Source organism: Gaiella sp., assembly GCF_035710885.1.
Classification (GTDB): domain Bacteria; phylum Actinomycetota; class Thermoleophilia; order Gaiellales; family Gaiellaceae; genus Gaiella.
Genome location: NZ_DASTCS010000046.1, coordinates 92584 through 109077, shown reverse-complemented (window position 1 = coordinate 109077; position 16494 = coordinate 92584). Strand labels below are relative to the sequence as shown.

19 protein-coding genes are annotated in these 16494 nt (G+C 71.7%); 15 read left to right on the top strand and 4 right to left on the bottom strand.

Translation table 11 applies throughout. The features are described 5' to 3' along the window. Position 1 precedes the first annotated feature (1 nt). The 6 genes from VFO26_RS10820 to ald are packed head-to-tail and all read left to right on the top strand — an operon-like array spanning position 2 to position 7015. Positions 2-892, top strand: a complete 891-nt coding sequence (locus tag VFO26_RS10820) for a copper transporter (protein WP_325114989.1) — start codon at positions 2-4, stop codon at positions 890-892. Beyond that, positions 889-2112, top strand: a complete 1224-nt coding sequence (locus VFO26_RS10815) for a glycosyltransferase (protein ID WP_325114988.1) — start codon at positions 889-891, stop codon at positions 2110-2112. Before VFO26_RS10820 ends, VFO26_RS10815 begins: the two co-directional genes overlap by 4 nt. Next, positions 2109-3764 carry a CTP synthase gene (locus VFO26_RS10810; protein WP_325114987.1) on the top strand — a complete coding sequence of 552 codons (1656 nt, stop codon included), beginning with the start codon at positions 2109-2111 and terminating at the stop codon, positions 3762-3764. Before VFO26_RS10815 ends, VFO26_RS10810 begins: the two co-directional genes overlap by 4 nt. Continuing rightward, the gene (locus VFO26_RS10805) at positions 3761-4879 is read left to right on the top strand and encodes a M20/M25/M40 family metallo-hydrolase (RefSeq protein ID WP_325114986.1); all 1119 of its coding nucleotides are present in this window, start codon (positions 3761-3763) and stop codon (positions 4877-4879) included. Before VFO26_RS10810 ends, VFO26_RS10805 begins: the two co-directional genes overlap by 4 nt. Further along, positions 4879-5853 (top strand): DUF3866 family protein, encoded by a 975-nt coding sequence (locus VFO26_RS10800; RefSeq protein WP_325114985.1) that lies wholly within the window; start codon positions 4879-4881, stop codon positions 5851-5853. The genes VFO26_RS10805 and VFO26_RS10800 overlap by 1 nt, the downstream gene beginning before the upstream one ends. A gap of 40 nt (positions 5854-5893) precedes the next feature. Next, on the top strand, positions 5894-7015 hold the full coding sequence (ald, locus tag VFO26_RS10795) for an alanine dehydrogenase (protein ID WP_325114984.1): 1122 nt from the start codon (positions 5894-5896) through the stop codon (positions 7013-7015). A 37-nt stretch (positions 7016-7052) separates the two neighbouring features. Here the strand turns inward: ald and VFO26_RS10790 are convergent, their stop codons facing one another. After that, positions 7053-7199 (bottom strand): hypothetical protein, encoded by a 147-nt coding sequence (locus tag VFO26_RS10790; RefSeq protein WP_325114983.1) that lies wholly within the window; start codon positions 7197-7199, stop codon positions 7053-7055. 22 nt (positions 7200-7221) lie between these two features. On the opposite strand from VFO26_RS10790, the gene VFO26_RS10785 reads away from it, so the two are divergent. The 3 genes from VFO26_RS10785 to VFO26_RS10775 all read left to right on the top strand — a co-directional run bounded on the left by VFO26_RS10785 (position 7222) and on the right by VFO26_RS10775 (position 10588). Then, positions 7222-8391, top strand: a complete 1170-nt coding sequence (locus VFO26_RS10785; RefSeq protein WP_325114982.1) for a phosphopentomutase — start codon at positions 7222-7224, stop codon at positions 8389-8391. Beyond that, positions 8388-9707, top strand: a complete 1320-nt coding sequence (locus tag VFO26_RS10780) for a thymidine phosphorylase (RefSeq protein ID WP_325114981.1) — start codon at positions 8388-8390, stop codon at positions 9705-9707. Before VFO26_RS10785 ends, VFO26_RS10780 begins: the two co-directional genes overlap by 4 nt. Positions 9708-9772: 65 nt before the next feature. Beyond that, entirely contained in the window at positions 9773-10588 is an 816-nt protein-coding gene (locus VFO26_RS10775) for an alpha/beta hydrolase (protein ID WP_325114980.1), read from the top strand. On the opposite strand, the gene VFO26_RS10770 is transcribed toward VFO26_RS10775, so the two are convergent. After that, positions 10585-10944 (bottom strand): DUF4260 domain-containing protein, encoded by a 360-nt coding sequence (locus VFO26_RS10770; protein WP_325114979.1) that lies wholly within the window; start codon positions 10942-10944, stop codon positions 10585-10587. The genes VFO26_RS10775 and VFO26_RS10770 overlap by 4 nt on opposite strands. Positions 10945-11052: 108 nt before the next feature. Here VFO26_RS10770 and VFO26_RS10765 point away from each other — a divergent pair, with 108 nt between their 5' ends. From VFO26_RS10765 to recO, 3 genes are read left to right on the top strand one after another with little or no spacing between them, the layout of a single operon-like run. Next, positions 11053-11256 (top strand): hypothetical protein, encoded by a 204-nt coding sequence (locus tag VFO26_RS10765; protein WP_325114978.1) that lies wholly within the window; start codon positions 11053-11055, stop codon positions 11254-11256. Between the two features lie 31 nt (positions 11257-11287). After that, entirely contained in the window at positions 11288-12115 is an 828-nt protein-coding gene (mutM, locus tag VFO26_RS10760) for a bifunctional DNA-formamidopyrimidine glycosylase/DNA-(apurinic or apyrimidinic site) lyase (RefSeq protein ID WP_325114977.1), read from the top strand. Positions 12116-12147: 32 nt separating this feature from the next. Then, complete coding sequence (recO, locus tag VFO26_RS10755; protein ID WP_325114976.1) at positions 12148-12888, top strand: DNA repair protein RecO; 741 nt, start codon at positions 12148-12150, stop codon at positions 12886-12888. A gap of 8 nt (positions 12889-12896) precedes the next feature. Here recO and VFO26_RS10750 read toward each other — a convergent pair whose 3' ends face one another. Continuing rightward, positions 12897-13466 carry a cysteine dioxygenase family protein gene (locus VFO26_RS10750; RefSeq protein WP_325114975.1) on the bottom strand — a complete coding sequence of 190 codons (570 nt, stop codon included), beginning with the start codon at positions 13464-13466 and terminating at the stop codon, positions 12897-12899. A gap of 66 nt (positions 13467-13532) precedes the next feature. Beyond that, positions 13533-14909: a glycine--tRNA ligase gene (locus VFO26_RS10745; RefSeq protein WP_325114974.1), complete on the bottom strand. Its 1377-nt coding sequence runs from the start codon at positions 14907-14909 to the stop codon at positions 13533-13535. A 31-nt stretch (positions 14910-14940) separates the two neighbouring features. Between VFO26_RS10745 and ybaK the strand changes: the two genes are divergently transcribed. Genes ybaK through VFO26_RS10730 form a run of 3 tightly spaced genes read left to right on the top strand, consistent with a single transcriptional unit; the run spans position 14941 to position 16450 of the window. Continuing rightward, entirely contained in the window at positions 14941-15408 is a 468-nt protein-coding gene (gene ybaK / locus VFO26_RS10740) for a Cys-tRNA(Pro) deacylase (protein ID WP_349259073.1), read from the top strand. After that, the gene (locus VFO26_RS10735; protein ID WP_325114972.1) at positions 15405-16238 is read left to right on the top strand and encodes a pyruvate, water dikinase regulatory protein; all 834 of its coding nucleotides are present in this window, start codon (positions 15405-15407) and stop codon (positions 16236-16238) included. Before ybaK ends, VFO26_RS10735 begins: the two co-directional genes overlap by 4 nt. Then, positions 16235-16450, top strand: coding sequence for a hypothetical protein (locus tag VFO26_RS10730; protein WP_325114971.1), 216 nt, complete (start codon positions 16235-16237; stop codon positions 16448-16450). Before VFO26_RS10735 ends, VFO26_RS10730 begins: the two co-directional genes overlap by 4 nt. Positions 16451-16494: the final 44 nt, after the last annotated feature.

Below are 16494 nucleotides of genomic sequence, written 5' to 3'. Positions count from 1 at the left end.
CGTGTTCGACCTCCGCTACCACGTCGCCTCGCTCGCCGCTGTCTTCGTGGCGCTGATCCTCGGCATCTTCGTGGGCGTCGGGCTGTCGGGAAAGGGCTTCGTCAGCGACGCCGAGAGGGAGAACCTCCAGGCCTCGATCGACGCGCTGCGGGCCGAGCGCGACGCCGCGGTCGCCCGAGTGCAGAACGCCGACCGGCGGGGAGAGGCGCTGGACGACTTTGCCGACTCCACCTACCCGGACCTCGTCGCGGGGCTGCTCGAGGGCAAGACGGTCGGCGTCGTCTTCGTCGGCTCCGTCGACCAGGGAGTCGCGGGCGCGATCCGCCGCACGGTCGCGGACTCCGGCGGAAGGGTCGCCTTGACCCGCGCGCTGCGCGTCCCGCTGGACTCGGAGGCGGTCGACTCGGCTCTGCGCGCGGAGCCCGACACACGCGAGCTGGTCGGCGTCGACAACCGCGAGCGGCTCGGTCGCGAGCTGGCGCGCGAGCTCGTCACCGGCGGGCCGAACACCGTCTTCGACGAGGTCGATCGCGTGCTGGTCGAGGAGCAGTCCGGCTCGTCGACCGTCCCGCTCGACGCGGTCGTGGTCGCCCGTCCGGCGTCCCCGCAGCAGGGGGAGACCCAGTCGCTCCTCACGGGGCTCTACAGCGGGCTCGCCGCGGCCCCGGTGCCGACGGTCGGCGTCGAGAAGAGCGAGGCGGCCGGGAGCGCGATCGCGGCGTTCCACCGCAGGGGCCTTGCGACGGTGGACGGGATCGACCAGGCCCCCGGTCAGGTCGCTCTCGCATTCCTCCTCGCCGGCGCGCGCCCCGGCAGCTACGGGATCGACGACGGCGCGACCGACGGCGTGCTCCCGGACCGGCCGCTCGTGACGACTGCGCGCGAGGAGTGACGACGGCGATCACTGTCCTCGTCGCTGCACGCGACGAGGAGGAACGGATCGGGCAGACGGTCGCCGCGCTGAGGGAGTCGTTTCCCGACGCGGAGATCGTGGTCGCGGACGACGGCTCGCGTGACCGCACGGCGGCTCACGCGGCGGAGGCAGGCGCGAGGGTCGTCCGGCTCCCGCGGCGCGGGAAGGGGCAGGCGCTGACGCTCGCCGAGCGGCAATGCGCCGCGGGCGCGCTCGTCCTCTGCGACGCCGACCTCGAAGGTGACCTCCGTCCCCTCGTTGCCACCGACGCAGACGTCACGATCGCCGCCTTCGCCAGGCGGGTCGGCGGCGGGCTCGGCGCGGCGAAGGAGGCTTCGCGCCTGCTGATCCGGCTCCGGGGCGGCCGCCGCATGCGGGAGCCCCTCTCGGGTCAGAGGTCGCTGTCCCCGGCAGCCCGCGAGGCGTTGTTCCCCGTCGTGGCGGGGTTCGGCGTCGAGACGCGGATGACGATCGACGCGCTGCATGCCGGCCTCGCGGTCGGTGAGATCGAGCTCGACCTCGGGCACCGCGCCACCGACCGGGACGCGGGCGGCTTCCTCCACCGGGGACGCCAGCTCCGCGACGTGCTCCTCTCGACCTGCGTCCCGCAGGGGCGGAGCTTCCGCGGGTTACGGCTCCCGCTCGTGGGCGGCGTCGTCGGCGTGGTCGTGCCGTCGGTCGCCCCCGTCGCGGCGATCGGGCTCGCCGACGACCTCTGGAGCGGCCCCGAGCGCGGGTTTCGCGCGCACCTCCGCGCGGGCGCGACCACCGGCACGCTCAAGCTCGTCGGCATCCCGCTCTGGGCGCTCTGGCGCACGCGCTCGCTGTCCGGCGCGGTGCTCGTCGCCCTCTCCGCGAACGTCCTCAACCAGCTCGACACGCGTCCCGGGAGAGCGCTCAAGGCCTTCGTCGTCGGCTCCGCGGTCATGCGTGGACGGCCGCGGAGGGCGCTCGCGGTAGCCGTCCTGCTCGCTCCCTACGATCTCCGCGAGATGACGATGCTCGGAGACGCCGGTTCGAACGCCCTCGGGGCCGTGCTAGGTTTGGAGTCCGTGAGGCGTCTGACGGGCCTGCGGAGGACGAGCGCGATCGGTGCGCTCGCGGCCCTCACGCTTCTCGGCGAGCGCCGCTCGCTCGGCGCCCTGATCGAGGCCACACCCGGTCTCCGCGCGCTGGACTCGCTCGGGCGGCACCCGTGAGTGACGGGCCGGCGACCCGCTACGTCTTCGTCACCGGCGGCGTCGTCTCGGCCCTCGGGAAGGGGATCGTCGCCGCCTCGCTCGGGCGCCTCCTCAAGGCGCGCGGCCTCCGCGTGCAGGCCCAGAAGTTCGACCCCTACCTGAACGTCGACCCGGGCACGATGAGCCCGTTCCAGCACGGCGAGGTGTTCGTCACCGAGGACGGCGCCGAGACCGACCTCGACCTCGGGCACTACGAGCGGTTCATCGACGAGAACCTCTCGCGCAACGCGAGCCACAGCGCGGGCTCCGTCTGGGACACGGTGCTCCGCAAGGAGCGCAAGGGCGAGTTCCTCGGCGCGACCGTCCAGGTGATCCCCCACATCACGAACGAGATCAAGAGCCGCATCCGCCGCGCGGCGAAAGCCGACCCCGCCGACGTGGTCATCTCGGAGATCGGCGGCACGGTGGGCGACATCGAGTCGCTGCCGTTTCTCGAGGCGATTCGCCAGTTCCGGCGCGAGGTGGGGCCCGAGAACGTCCTCTACCTGCACGTCACGCTCGTCCCGTTCATCGAGGCTGCAGGCGAGCTGAAGACGAAGCCGACGCAGCACTCGGTCAACGAGCTGCGCCGCATCGGGATCCACCCCGACGCCGTCGTCTGCCGCTCGCGCGACCTCCTCTCCGACGACATCCGCGAGAAGATCGCCCTCTTCGCCGACGTCGACGCACGGGCGGTCTTCTCCTCGCCCGACATGTCCGACGTCTACTTCGTGCCGGAGCACCTGATGGCGGAAGGGCTCGACGCGTTCGTCTGCGAGCGGCTCGGGCTCGAGACGCGGCCGGCCGATCTCGCCGAGTGGAAGGAGCTCACAGACCGGATCGCGGAGCAGCGGGAGGAGGTCGAGATCGCCCTCGTCGGCAAGTACGTGAAGCTCCACGACGCATACCTCTCCGTGCACGAGGCGCTCAAGCACGCCGGCGTGGCGAGCGGCGCGCACGTCCACGTGCGCTGGGTGGACGCGGAGGACATGTCGTACGAGGAGGCCGTCGAGGAGCTCGAGCAGGTCGACGGCGTGCTCGTGCCCGGCGGCTTCGGCTCCCGCGGGTGGGAGGGGAAGATCCTCGCCTGCCGGGTCGCGCGCGAGCGCGGCATCCCGTACCTGGGCATCTGCCTCGGGATGCACGTCGCCGTCTCGGAGTTCGCCCGGCACGTCGTGGGCCTCGAGGGCGCCAACTCCACCGAGATGGACCCGGAGACGCCGTATCCGGTGATCGACCTCCTGCCGGAGCAGAAGGAGATCGAGGATCTCGGCGGCACGATGCGGCTCGGCGCGCAGGCTGTCGAGCTCGCCGAGGGGACGAAGGCGCGCGAGATCTACGACGAGGGCGTGGTGCACGAGCGCCATCGGCACCGGTACGAGGTCAACAACCTCTACCGCGACCAGCTCGTCGAGCACGGGCTCGTGGTCTCGGGCACGTTCCAGCAGGGCAGGCTCGTCGAGCTCGTCGAGCTCCCCGACCACCCGTGGTTCGTCGCCAGCCAGTTCCACCCGGAGTTCAAGTCGCGTCCCACCCGGCCGGCGCCGCTCTTTCGCGAGCTCGTCGCGGCCGCGCTGGAGCGGTCACGCGCACGATCGTCCGTCGGCGCCGGAGCCGCACGGTCGGCGTGAGCCGGGTCCTCGACCTCTTCATCGAGCTCTGCGCGATCCCCAGCCCGCCGGGGGAGGAGCGGGCGGTCGCGGACCGGATCACGCGCGAGCTCGATGCGATGGGGCTCGAGTGGGACGAGGACGGCTCTGGGCCGACGATCGGCTCGACCGCGGGCAACGTGCTCTGCCGACTCCCCGGGAGCACCGACGAAGGGGTGCCGATCTTCCTGTGCGCGCACTTCGACACGGTCCCCCTCGACGGCGAGCTCGACCCCGTCGTGGGAGAGGACGGCGTCGTCCGCAACGCGGGCGGGACGATCCTCGGCGCCGACGACAAGTCGGCGCTGGCCGTGATGGTCGAGGCGACGCGCCGGATCGTCGAGGAGCGGCGGCCGCACGCGGGCGTCGAGCTCCTGTTCACGCCGATGGAGGAGATCGGGCTCGTGGGCGCGGCCGCCTTCGACGTCGAGCGGCTCGACGCGCGGCTCGGCTACGTCTACGACCAGGCCGCCCCCATCGGCGACGTGATCACCGGCTCTCCGACGGCGCAGGAGCTCGAGCTGACCTTCGTGGGACGCGCCGCGCACGCCGGCATGTATCCCGAGGACGGCCGCTCGGCCATCGTCGCGGCGGCGCGGGCGATCGCGGACATGCCGCTCGGGCGCATCGACCCGTTGACGAGCGCGAACGTGGGTCTCGTGCGCGGCGGCACGGCGCGCAACGTCGTGGCCGAGCGCTGCACGCTCGAGGCGGAGGTGCGCTCGCACGACGACCGCCGTGTGACCGAGGTCGTCCAGCAGATCCTCGATGCCGCTGCGTTCGCCGCGAGCACGTCCGACTGCACGCTCGAGACCAGGATCGAGCCCAAGTACCGCGGCTACCGGTTCCGCGACGACGACCTCGCCATCCGGCTCGCGGTCGAGGCGCTCGACCGCGCGGGCTTCCGTGCCCGTCTGGGGCTCTCGGGCGGCGCTGCCGACGCGAACGTCTTCAACGCCGCGGGCCTGCAGTGCGTCAACCTCGCGAACGGGATGCTCGACATCCACACGGCGGACGAGCGGATCAGCGCCGACGACCTGGAGCGAATGGTGGACGTCACCCTCGCGCTGGTGGCCGTCGCTCGCGAGGTGGGCTAGTGCCGATCGGGCTGCGGTGGGGGACGGTCACCACCGTCCGCGAGCGCCTCGACGGCCTCGTCCGCCTCGAGGTCGACGGCGCGCCGTGCGTTGCGTATCCGCGCCTCACCGGGCACGTCGAGGAGGGGGACGTCGTGCTCGTCAACGTGCAGGCGGTGGAGCTCGACCTCGGCACGGGCGGGTTCGACGTCCTCTACGCGAACCTCACACGCGGGCTCAGGCTAGCGGGCGAGGAAGGCGCGCACGTGATGCTGCTCCCCTACACGCCGGCGCAGGTCGCGACGCGCTTCGCCGAGGAGGACGACGTGGCGGCGCCCGAGCGGATCGACGACGTGCCGGTCGTGTGTCTCGGGCTCCACAGCCAGCTGGCCCCGGCCGCGGCGGCGCTGGCGGGCAAGCATGTCGCCTACGTCCAGCTCGCCGGCGGCGCGCTCCCGGTCTCGCTCTCGGACACGCTTCGCGCGCTCAGGGCGCGCAGGCTGGTGGAGGCGGCGTACGCGGTCTCCCCCTGCATCGACGGTGACCTCCAGTGCGTGACGGTCGCCGCCGCGCTGACGGAGGCCGTGCGTCGGGGCGCCGAGGTGGTCGTCTGCGGGATCGGGCCCGGGATCGTCGGGACCGGGTCGCGGTGGGGTCACGGCGGCCTCGCCGTGGCGGAGGCCGCGAACGTCGCGTCTGCGCTCGGGGGGTTGCCGATCCTCGCCGCGCGCGTCTCGCTCGCGGACCCTCGACCACGGCACCACGGGCTGTCGCACCACACGCGCTCGGCGCTCGCGCTGTGCCTCGGCAGCGTCCGGGTGGCCTGGCCGCTCGGTCTCGATCCGCCGGAGGGCGTCGAGGTGACCCAGGTCGACCCGACGGGCTGGGAGGCTGCGTGCGCCCCGCTGCCCCTCTCCCACATGGGCCGGGGGCCGGGCGACGACCCGTGGTTCTTCGCGGCCGCGTTCGCCGCGGGACGACTCGCGGCCCGCTGATCACGCACGCCGCCGACCGTGCGGTATCGTCCCGCGCGCCGTGCGGATCGGGGTGGCGAAGGAGATCAAGCCGCGGGAGTACCGGGTCGCGCTGACCCCCGCCGGAGCGCTGGAGCTCGTCCAGCGAGGCCATGAGGTCGTGGTCGAGCAGGGCGCCGGTATCGGCTCCGGGTTCGTCGACGAGGCGTACGCCGCGGTGGGTGCGCGGGTCGTCGACGTCGACGAGGTGTGGTCGACGGCCGAGCTCCTGCTCAAAGTGAAGGAGCCGATCGAGGCCGAGTACGCGCGGTTGCGCGACGGGCTGACGCTCTTCACGTACCTCCACATCGCAGCCGACGGCCCGCTGACGCACGCACTGCTCGACTCGGGGGTCACCGGGGTCGCGTACGAGACGGTCGAGACACCCGACCGCCGCCTGCCCCTGCTCGCGCCGATGAGCGAGGTGGCCGGCCGGCTCGCCCCCCAGATGGGAGCGTGGGCGCTCGAGAAGGCGCACGGCGGCCGCGGCATCCTCCTCGGCGGCGTCCCCGGCGTGCCGCCGGCGAAGGTCGTCGTGCTCGGGGGCGGAGTCGTGGGCCTGAACGCCGCGATCATCGCACTCGGAATGCAGGCGGACGTCTGGGTGCTCGACAAGTCCGTCGATCGGATGCGGGAGCTCGAGATCGCCCTCGACGGGCGCGTCACCCTCGCGATGTCGAACCGTCTCCAGATCGAGGAGGTGCTGCGCGACGCGGACATGGTCATCGGAGCGGTGCTCATCCCGGGCGCAGTGGCGCCCAAGCTCGTGACCCACGAGATGCTGCCGCTGATGCGCCCGGGCTCCGTGCTCGTCGACGTTGCGATCGACCAGGGCGGCTGCTTCGAGACCTCACACGCCACGACGCACGACGACCCGATCTTCGAGGTCGACGGGATCGTCCACTACTGCGTCGCGAACATGCCCGGCGCGGTGCCGATCACCTCGACGAAGGCGCTCACGAACGTGACCCTCCCGTACGTCGAGGCGATTGCGGACAAGGGCCTCTCCCGGGCGATCGCCGACGACCCCGCGCTCGCGAAGGGCGTCAACACGATTGCCGGGAAGCTGACCTACCGCGCGGTGGCCGAGGCGCACGGCCTGGCGCACACCCGGCTCGAGGACGCGCAGAGCGCCCTCGTCTGACCTCGCGCCCGGGAGCGCCTGCCGTCGCCGGCGCCCGCTAGCTCTTGGCCTTGTCCGCGGCCTGCTGCTCCTTGGTGCTCTCGGAGGGCGAGATCTTGACGACGGCCCACGTGACGGCCATCGAGAGCGCGAGGATCGCGGCGATGTAGAGGACAAGCTCCAGCAGGGAGATGACGTCGTCCACCGGCGGACTAGGATAGCCGCCTATGCCGCGGGCCTGTGTGATCGTGCTGGACGCCGTCGGAGCAGGCGAGCTGCCGGACGCGGCCGACTGGGGTGACGAGGGGTCCGACACGCTCGGGAACGTCTCGCGCGCGGTCGGAGGGCTCGACCTCCCGAACCTCGAGGCGCTCGGCCTCGGGAACGTCGAGCCTCTCGAGGGCTGCCCGCCGCAGCCCTACGCGCCCGCTGTCGCGGGACGGCTCGTCGAGCGGTCGAAGGGGAAGGACACGACCGCCGGCCACTGGGAGCTGATGGGCGTGGTGACGCCCACCCCGTTCCCCACCTACCCGTACGGCTTCCCGGACGAGGTGATCGACCCGTTCATGAACCGCACGGGGCGGGGCGTGCTCGGCAACAAGCCCGCGTCGGGTACCGAGATCATCCAGGAGCTCGGGGAGGAGCATCAGCGCACGGGCAAGTGGATCGTCTACACGTCCGCTGACTCGGTGTTCCAGATCGCGGCGCACGAGGAGACGATCCCGCTCGAGGAGCTCTACGCGGGCTGTCGCATCGCCAGGGAGATCCTCACCGGCAAGCACGCCGTCGGCCGGGTGATCGCCCGCCCCTTCGTGGGGGAGCCCGGTCACTACGAGCGCACTCCGAACCGTCACGACTTCTCGTTGGAGCCTCGTCGCCCCAACTACCTGACGGCAATCCGCGAGGCGGCCAACACCGTGTACGGCGTGGGCAAGATCTCCGACATCTTCGCGGGCTGCGACATCGACGAGTCCTTTCCGACGAAGTCGAACGTCGAGGGGATCAACCGGACGATCGAGCTGCTCGAGAACATCGACTCGGGCCTCGTCTTCGTGAACCTCGTCGAGACCGACATGCTGTGGGGCCACCGCAACGACCCCGTGAACTTCCATCGCTGCCTGCAGGACTTCGACCGCCGGCTGCCGGACATCCTCGACGCGCTGCGCGACGGCGATCTCCTCATCCTCAGCTCGGATCACGGCTGCGATCCCACGACCCCGTCGACCGACCACTCGCGCGAGCATGCGCTCCTCCTCGCCTACGCGGCCGGGAAGAACGCGGCCGGGAGGATCCACGAGGAGGGCGAGTTCGCCGACGTCGGCGCGACCGTCTCCGCCTGGCTCGGGGCGAAGCACCCGGGCAAGGGCGCTCCGGGCCGCCCGATCATCGAGAAGTGAGGATCGACGACCCGGCGATGATCCGGCCGGCCGAGCTGATCGAGCAGAAGCGCAACGGGGGAGCGCACGACCCCGCCGAGCTGACGGAGTTGATCCTCGCGTACGCGCGCGACGAGGTGCCCGACTACCAGATGGCCGCCTGGTGCATGGCCGTCTACTTCAGGGGACTCACCGGCGCGGAGACGCAGGCTCTCACCGACGCGATGATCCGCTCGGGCGAGACGCTCGACCTCGGCGCCGCCCTCGGGCGCAAGGTGGTCGACAAGCACTCGACCGGAGGGGTCGGTGACAAGACGTCGATCGCCCTCGGCCCGATCATTGCCGCCTGCGGCGTGCCTCTCGGGAAGATGTCGGGCCGCGGTCTCGGCCACACGGGCGGGACACTCGACAAGCTCGAGTCGATCCCCGGCTTCCGCGTCGAGCTCACGACCGAGGAGATGGTCGCCCAGCTGCGGGACGTCGGGATGGCGATCGTCGGCCAGACCGCCGACCTGGTCCCGGCCGACAAGAAGCTCTATGCGCTCCGGGACGTGACGGCCACGGTGGACATCATCCCTCTGATCGCGAGCTCGATCATGTCCAAGAAGCTCGCAGCCGGCGCCGACGCGATCGTCCTCGACGTCAAGGTCGGGGACGGGGCGTTCATGAAGACGCTGGACGATGCGCGGGAGCTGGCCGGGCAGATGCGCGAGATCGGCACGCGAGCGGGTCGCGAGGTGACGTGCCTGCTGACCGACATGGACCAGCCGCTCGGCCGCGCGGTCGGGAACGCCCTCGAGGTCGACGAGGCGCGCGACACGATCCGCGGCGACGGCCCCGCGGACTTCACCGAGCTCGTGCTCGAGGCCGCGTCGCGGCTCCTCGCGTACTCCGATCTGGGAGTGGACGTCGACGAGGGCAGGAGACGAGCCGAGCAGGCAGTGGCCGACGGCAGCGCGCTCGAGCGCTACGAGCGCTGGGTTCGCGCGCAGGGTGGGGACCCCGACCCCGCGCTGCTCGAGCGCGCGGCCGTCCGGCGGCCGGTGCCCGCCCCTCGCGACGGGGTCGTCACGCGCCTCGCGGCCCTCGACGTCGGCAACGCGGCGCTGGAGCTGGGCGCAGGCCGCCGGACGAAGGCAGACCCGGTCGACCATGCGGTCGGCGTCCTCTGCTTCGCGAAGCGTGGAGACACCGTGCTGGCCGGGGACGATCTCGCGGAGGTGCATGCGCGCGACGACGCCTCCGCCGCGCGGGCCGTCGAGGCCGTGCTTGCGGCGTACGAGATCGGCGACGACGCCCCGCCCGAGCACGGGATCGTCCTCGACGTCGTGGCCTAGCGCGAGCCGTTTCCGCAAAGCGCGGCGGCATGCACACGAGGCGGGCCGGTTGGTTTGATGCAGCCGTGGATCGAGCGGTCATCGACGGGATCGAGCTCGAATACGAAGACGAGGGCGTGGGTGAGCCGGTCGTGTTCATCCACGGCGCCCTCATCGCCGACGCGTTCCGGCCGCTCCTGTCCGAGGCGGCGCTGGCCGACCGCTACCGGCTCGTCAGCTATCACCGCCGCGGGTACGTCGGCAGCAGCGGCCCCGGGGGCGAGCCTGCGGGCATCGTCGGCCATGCCGACGACTGTCGGCGGCTGATGTCGCACCTGGGTGTGGGGCGCGCTCACGTGGTCGGGCACTCCCTGGGTGCCGCGATCGGACTGCAGCTGGCGCTCGTTGCGCCGGAGCTCGTGTGCACCTTGAGCCTGCTCGAGGCCGGCCTGCTCGTCGGCGAGAGCGCGCCCGCGTACAGACAGGATCTGGTGGGCAGCATGGGGCGCTACGCCGAGGCGGGTGGGAACCTCGCGGTGCACGAGTTCCTCGAGCGGCGATGGCCGGCGTATCGCCACGAGCTCGAGCGAATGCTGCCCGGGGCGTTCGAGCAAGCCGTGACGGATGCCCCAACCTGCTACGAGGCGGATCTGCCCGCGCTCCTCGACTGGAGACTCGGAGAGGCGGAGGCGCGGAAGATCACGCAGCCTGCGCTCGTCGTGCTCGGCGAGACCAGTGTCGGGCTCCACCCGCGCTTCGGGGAGACCTACCGCACGTTGCTGGACTGGCTGCCGGGCGCCGAGGGCGTGATCCTCCCCGAGGCGACGCACCTGCTGCAGACCCAGTATCCGGGCCCCACGGCCGATGCCCTTGCGCGGTTCCTCGCGCGGCACCCCATCTAGACCCGCTGGAGGTGGGTGTCCTTGAACCCGCTGCGGTACTTCAGGCCGTATCCGATCGCCCGGTCGACGCCGATGTGGGCGATCCAGACGAGCCCGATCTGCACCGCGAGGTCGGCGTCGACGAGGACGCCGATCGCGGCGAGCGCGACGGGGAGCGAGTACGTGTGCGCCACGTCGTAGGCTGCCGCGCCCACGATCGGCCCGGCCGCGTACCCGACCATCGACAGGTCGGGCGCGAGCGCGAGCACCACCAGCAGCCACCACGGGTACTCGAGGTGGAAGTACAACGCGATCGCCGCGACGGCGACGACGACCCCCTCTGCGTGCAAGAGCGTGCGTGGAAGCCGGTCGGTCATCGGGCAATCGTAAGGAGTGCGGGTACCCGCACCGCACGAGTACGGATATGCCCCGTGTTGGCCCACGGCCCGCGGCGGTTGACTCTCACCACGGATCGGGAGGACGACATGTGCTCACAACACCACCACGCGAGGGAGGGCGTCTGCCTTCCCGCAGGCATGGTGTTGGTCGTCCCGCCGCCCGCGCCGGAGGACGTCGAGGGCCCGCGGCCCGCCACGGGCTGCTCCGAGGGTGCCGTGGAGCGCGCACCGTTCGCGCCGTTCTCGCACCGCGGGGCAGGTCCGGTGCTGCCGGACGTCGAGCCGGCCTGATTCGCCCGACCGGCACCCCTACGATTCGTCCGTGCCCGAGCTGCCCGAGGTCGAGACCGTGCGTCGTCGTCTTGCGCCGCTCCTCGAGGGCGCCACGATCGCCCATGCCGAGATCGTCGACCCGAGGCTGACGCGTCCCGTCGACCCCGGGCTCGTCGCCGACGCGCTCGTCGGCGAGCAGGTGGCCGCGGTCGAGCGTCGCGGCAAGTACCTCCTCTGGCGGCTCACCAGCGGTCGCACCCTCGTCGTCCACCTGCGCATGACGGGGTCGCTCAGGCATGCGCCGGCCGGCGAGCTCCCCGCCGACGCGCACCGGCGCGCCACCCTCGGCCTCGACACCGGCGCGGAGGTCGCATACCGCGACGTCAGGCGCTTCGGTACGTGGGAGCTCCTGGACGAGGATCACCTGCGTCCGTACCTCGCATCCCGTCTCGGGCCCGAGCCGCTCGCGCCGTCGTTCACGGCGGCGCGTCTGGCCCGGATCGTCGAGGGTCGTCGGGCGCCGATCAAGGCGGTATTGCTCGACCAGCGACGCATCGCCGGGATCGGGAACATCTACGCCGACGAAGCGCTCTGGCGTGCCCGGATCCATCCGCGGCGGCCCGCAGGGGAGCTCGACGCGGGCGAGGTCGCCCGGCTCCATCGCGCAGTTCGCGCGGCCCTCCGACGGGGCGTCGAGCTACAGGGCTCGACGCTGCGGGACTACGTGACCCCGGACGGCGACGGGGGCGGCATGCAGCACGAGTTCCACGTCTACGGCCGTCTCGGCGAGCCGTGCGACCGCTGCGGCCGGCCGATCGAGCGCATCGTGGTCGCGGGCCGCGGGACGTGGCTCTGCCCGCGCTGCCAGCGGCCCTGAGCTCCGACTGCGTCCGGCCCTACACTCGATTCATGGCGCCGCCCACCATCACCGAGGCGGTCGTGCTCCGGTCCTTCGCGTTCGGCGAGGCCGACCGGGTGCTCCACCTCTACACGCAGGCGAGCGGCCGGGTCGGGGTGGTGGCGAAGGGCGTCCGCAGGACGAAGAGCCGCTTCGGCGGCCGTCTCGAGCCGTTCTCGCACGTCGAGCTCTCCATCCACCGCGGGCGAGGCGAGCTCGGCACGGTGACCGGAGCCTCGCTCGTCCGGTCGCACGACGCGGTGCGCACGGATCCCTACCTGATCCAGGCTGGCCTGGTCGGCCTCGAGGCGATGCTCCGGCTCTTCACCGAGGAGGAGCGGAACGATCGAGCCTTCCTGGCACTGACCCGATTCCTGGACGCCCTGGACACCCGGGAGCCACAGCCCGGCCGCCGACCTTCTCTCGAGCCGCTCGCGCTCTCGTTCCAGCTGAAGCTCCTCTGGCTGTCGGGCTTCCTGCCGCATCTCGGCAGCTGCGTCGAGTGCGGGGCGGAGGGAGGGCTGGTGGCGTTCTCGCCGTCGGCGGGAGGCGCGGTCTGCGCGGCCTGCGACCACGGTGGAATCGCGCTCTCACCCGAGGGCCTGCGCGGCCTGGCCGACCTGCTGGGCACGCCGATCGCGGACGCGCCCACGCTCGGGCTCGGCGACCGTGGCGCGCGCGACGTGCTCGCCGTGGTCACGTCGTCGTACGAGCACCACGGCGGCTTCCGCCTGCGCACGCTGTCCGCGTGAGCCGGTGATCAGAAGCGCTCGAGCACTCGCGCCAGGGCGCCCTCGGCGACGAGCTGGTCGGTCAGCTCGTTCCGACCCGGCCGGACCTCGCGCCGCACGATGCCGTTGTCCCCGAGGCGGTACTGGCCCACCCAGTCGAGTCGCGGCGAATACACGTGGATCGTGACGGCGGGCTCGCCGAGCTCGTGCCGCACGCGGTGGATGTATCCCGGCCCGCCCTGGCGCGAGTCGCCGGGGCGCAGGTGGAGCTCGATGTCGCTGCCGCCGTAGACGAGCAGGTCCTCCCTCACGCCGCCTGCCGCGCAGCACAGGCCGACACCGGAGATGTAGTGGTCGTGGAAGCCCGTCCCCTGCCCCGGCATCCAGGACAACACCCACGCGTCCAGATGCTCGTCCTCGTAGATGAGCTCGTAGCGGCGCCGGTCCCGGTCGACGTGGACGAGCGGCTCCCAGATCTCCCGGCACTCGACGATCTCGACGGCGAGCTGCTCGAGCTCGACGGGGGAGAGCAGGCCGTCGTGGGGAACGAGGTCATCGAGCGACGCGTAGGCGGGGGTGATCAGCGGCGCCGTTGACATTTCACTTTCGATAGTAACGTCGCGCGCGGATTTCTTACCTCGGCCGCGAAGGCGCCTCGCGCCGGCTCAGGTCGTCCGGGGCGGGGGTGCCCAGGGCTCCCCGAGGCGTTCGAGGAGGTACTCCCGGGCCCGTGCGATCGAGATCCGCTCCTGCGCGAGCGAGTCCCGGTCGCGCACGGTGATCGTGTCGTCGGTCAGCGACTGCTCGTCGACCGTGAGCGCCCACGGGGTGCCGATCTCGTCCTGACGGCGGTATCGGCGGCCGATCTGGCCGCTCTCGTCGTACTCGACGCTCAGGTGCTGCCGGAGCTCGTCGCGGAGCGCCTGGGCCTTCGCGACCATCCCCGCGTCCTTCGTGATCAGCGGCAGCACGGCGACGGTCACCGGCGCGAGCCGTGGATGGAGGCGCAGGACGGTCCGCTCGCGCTCCGCCACGACCTCCTCGTCGTACGCGTCGATCAGGAACGTCAGCATCGATCGGTTGACGCCGAGCGAGGGCTCGATCACGTGAGGGGTGAAACGCTCCCCGGTCCCGGCGTCGACCCACTCGAGCTTCGTCCCCGACTCGTTCGTGTGCTGCGTGAGGTCGAAGTCGCCGCGGTTCGCGATGCCCTCGAGCTCGGACCACCCGATCGGGTAGAGGTACTCGATGTCGCTCGTCCCGCTCGAGTAGTGGGAGAGCTCGTCGGCCTCGTGCGGCCGGACCCGTAGGTTCGCTTCGCGGACGCCGTAACGGAGATGCCAGGCGAGGCGCTCCGCGACCCAGTACTCGTACCACTGCTGCGCGTCCGAGGGCGGCACGAAGTACTCGAGCTCCATCATCTCGAACTCGAGTGTCCGGAAGATGAAGTTGCCCGGCGTGATCTCGTTCCGGAAGGCCTTGCCGACCTGGGCGATGCCGAACGGGGGCTTGCGGCGAGCCAGCTGGGCGACGTTCTTGAAGTTGATGAAGATCCCCTGCGCCGTCTCGGGGCGGAGGTACACGTCGACGCCGGTCTCCTCGACGGCCCCGACCCGCGTGCGGAACATGAGATTGAAGTGGCGCGGCTCGGTCAGGTCGCAGTCCGGGGTCTCGCCGGGCCGCTTGCTCGGCCGCTTGCCACAGTGAAGCTCCGTGTGCTCCGGATCCGCCAAGTGGTCGGCGCGGAACCGCTGCTTGCAGGTGCGGCAGTCCACGAGCGGGTCGGTGAAGCCGCCGACGTGCCCGGACGCCTCCCACACCCTGGGGTGGAGGATGATCGACGAGTCGAGCGCGAGGATGTCGTCTCGCTCGCGCACCATCGCCTCGAGCCAGCGCGCCTTGACGTTGTCCTTCAGCAGGACGCCGTAGTGGCCGTAGTCGTAGCTCGACCCGAGCCCACCGTAGATCTCGGACGAGGGGAACACGAAGCCGCGCCGACGGCACAAGGAGACGATCTTGTCCATCGTGACCTCGGTCGCCATGGGCGCCAACGCTACCCTCGCGCCATCCGAGATGGCGGGGAAGGGGACACCGGCGATCGCCGCAGCGGAACGCGCAGGTATCGCGTTCCGGTTGCACGAGTACGAGCACGATCCCCGGTCGGATTCCTATGGCCTCGAGGCGGTGGAGAAGCTCGGGCTCGATGCGGAGCGGGTCTTCAAGACCCTCGTTGCCGACGTCGACGGAACGCTCACGGTCGCCGTCGTCCCGGTCGAGGCGCAGCTCGACCTGCGCGCGCTCGGAAAGCGTGCGCGCATGGCCGACGCGAGGGCTGCGGAGCGTGCGACCGGGTACGTCACGGGCGGCATCAGCCCGCTCGGGCAGCGGCGCGCGCTTCCCACGGTCGTCGACGAGTCCGCGCTCGCGTTCGACACGATCCACGTGAGCGCGGGCAGGCGGGGGCTCGAGCTCGAGCTGGCGCCGGCCGATCTGCTCGCGTTGACCGGCGGCCGAACCGCGGCGGTAGCCTCCCGCCGGTGACGGACCACGCCCCCGTCGAGCTCCACATCGTCTCCGACTCGACGGGAGAGACCGCAGCCCGCCTCGTGCTGGCGCTCGAGGCCCAGTTCCCCGACCTGGCGTTCGAGGAGGTGCGTCATCCCCGCGTGGAGTCCGTCGACGATCTCGCGCTCGCCGTCGCGCGAGCCCGTGGGAGGCCCGCGGTGATGGTCTACACGCTCGTCGAGCCAGGGCTGCGGGACGAGATGCGCCGGCTCTGCCGACGCTCGCGCGTGCACTACTGCGACCTCCTGGGTCACCCGATCGACTCGATCTCGCGGGTGGCCGGCGTCGCAGCGCGCATGGAGCCGGGCGCGCGAGCACCACTCGACCAGACGTACTTCAAGCGGATCGAGGCGATCGAGTTCGCCGTGCGCTACGACGACGGCATCGGCGGCGGGCTGGACGAGGCGGACATAGTCCTCGTCGGCGTGTCTCGCACGTCGAAGACGCCCCTCTCGATCTACCTCGGCTACCTCGGCCACAAGGCGGCCAACGTCCCGATCGTGCGGGGCGTCGAGCCCCCGCCGCACCTGTTCGAGATCGACCGCGCGAAGATCGTCGGGCTGACGATCGACCCGGAGCGGCTCGCAGAGATCCGCGAAGAGCGCGTGCGGTCGATGGGCGCCCCGCGCCGGCGCTACGCCGATCTCGAGGCCGTGTTCGAGGAGCTCGACGCAGCCTCACGCGTCCACCGTCGGCTCCGCTGCCCGGTGATCGACGTCTCCGAGCTCTCGGTCGAGGAGACCGCGATGCGCATCATCCGGCTCGTGGCCGACCGCGGCCGACGGCGGGAGACGGCCCGGGCGTGACGTCCCGCAACGCCAAGTACGGCCCTCTCGCGCGCGGGATCCGCCGCGACCTGTCCGAGAAGGGCTGGGTGCCCATCCGCTTCTGGCTGATCTGGTGGGCGTCCCTAGCGGTGGCGATGGTCGCCTTCTACGTCGTCCTCACGCCCATCTGGCTCGGTCTGCGAGCGGCGGCGTGGGCCGCCGAGCTTCGCTCGCGTCTCGCAGCCAGGTGAGCTGCGCGCGCAGATCGGTGTCAGACACCGATCTGCGTCAAGTG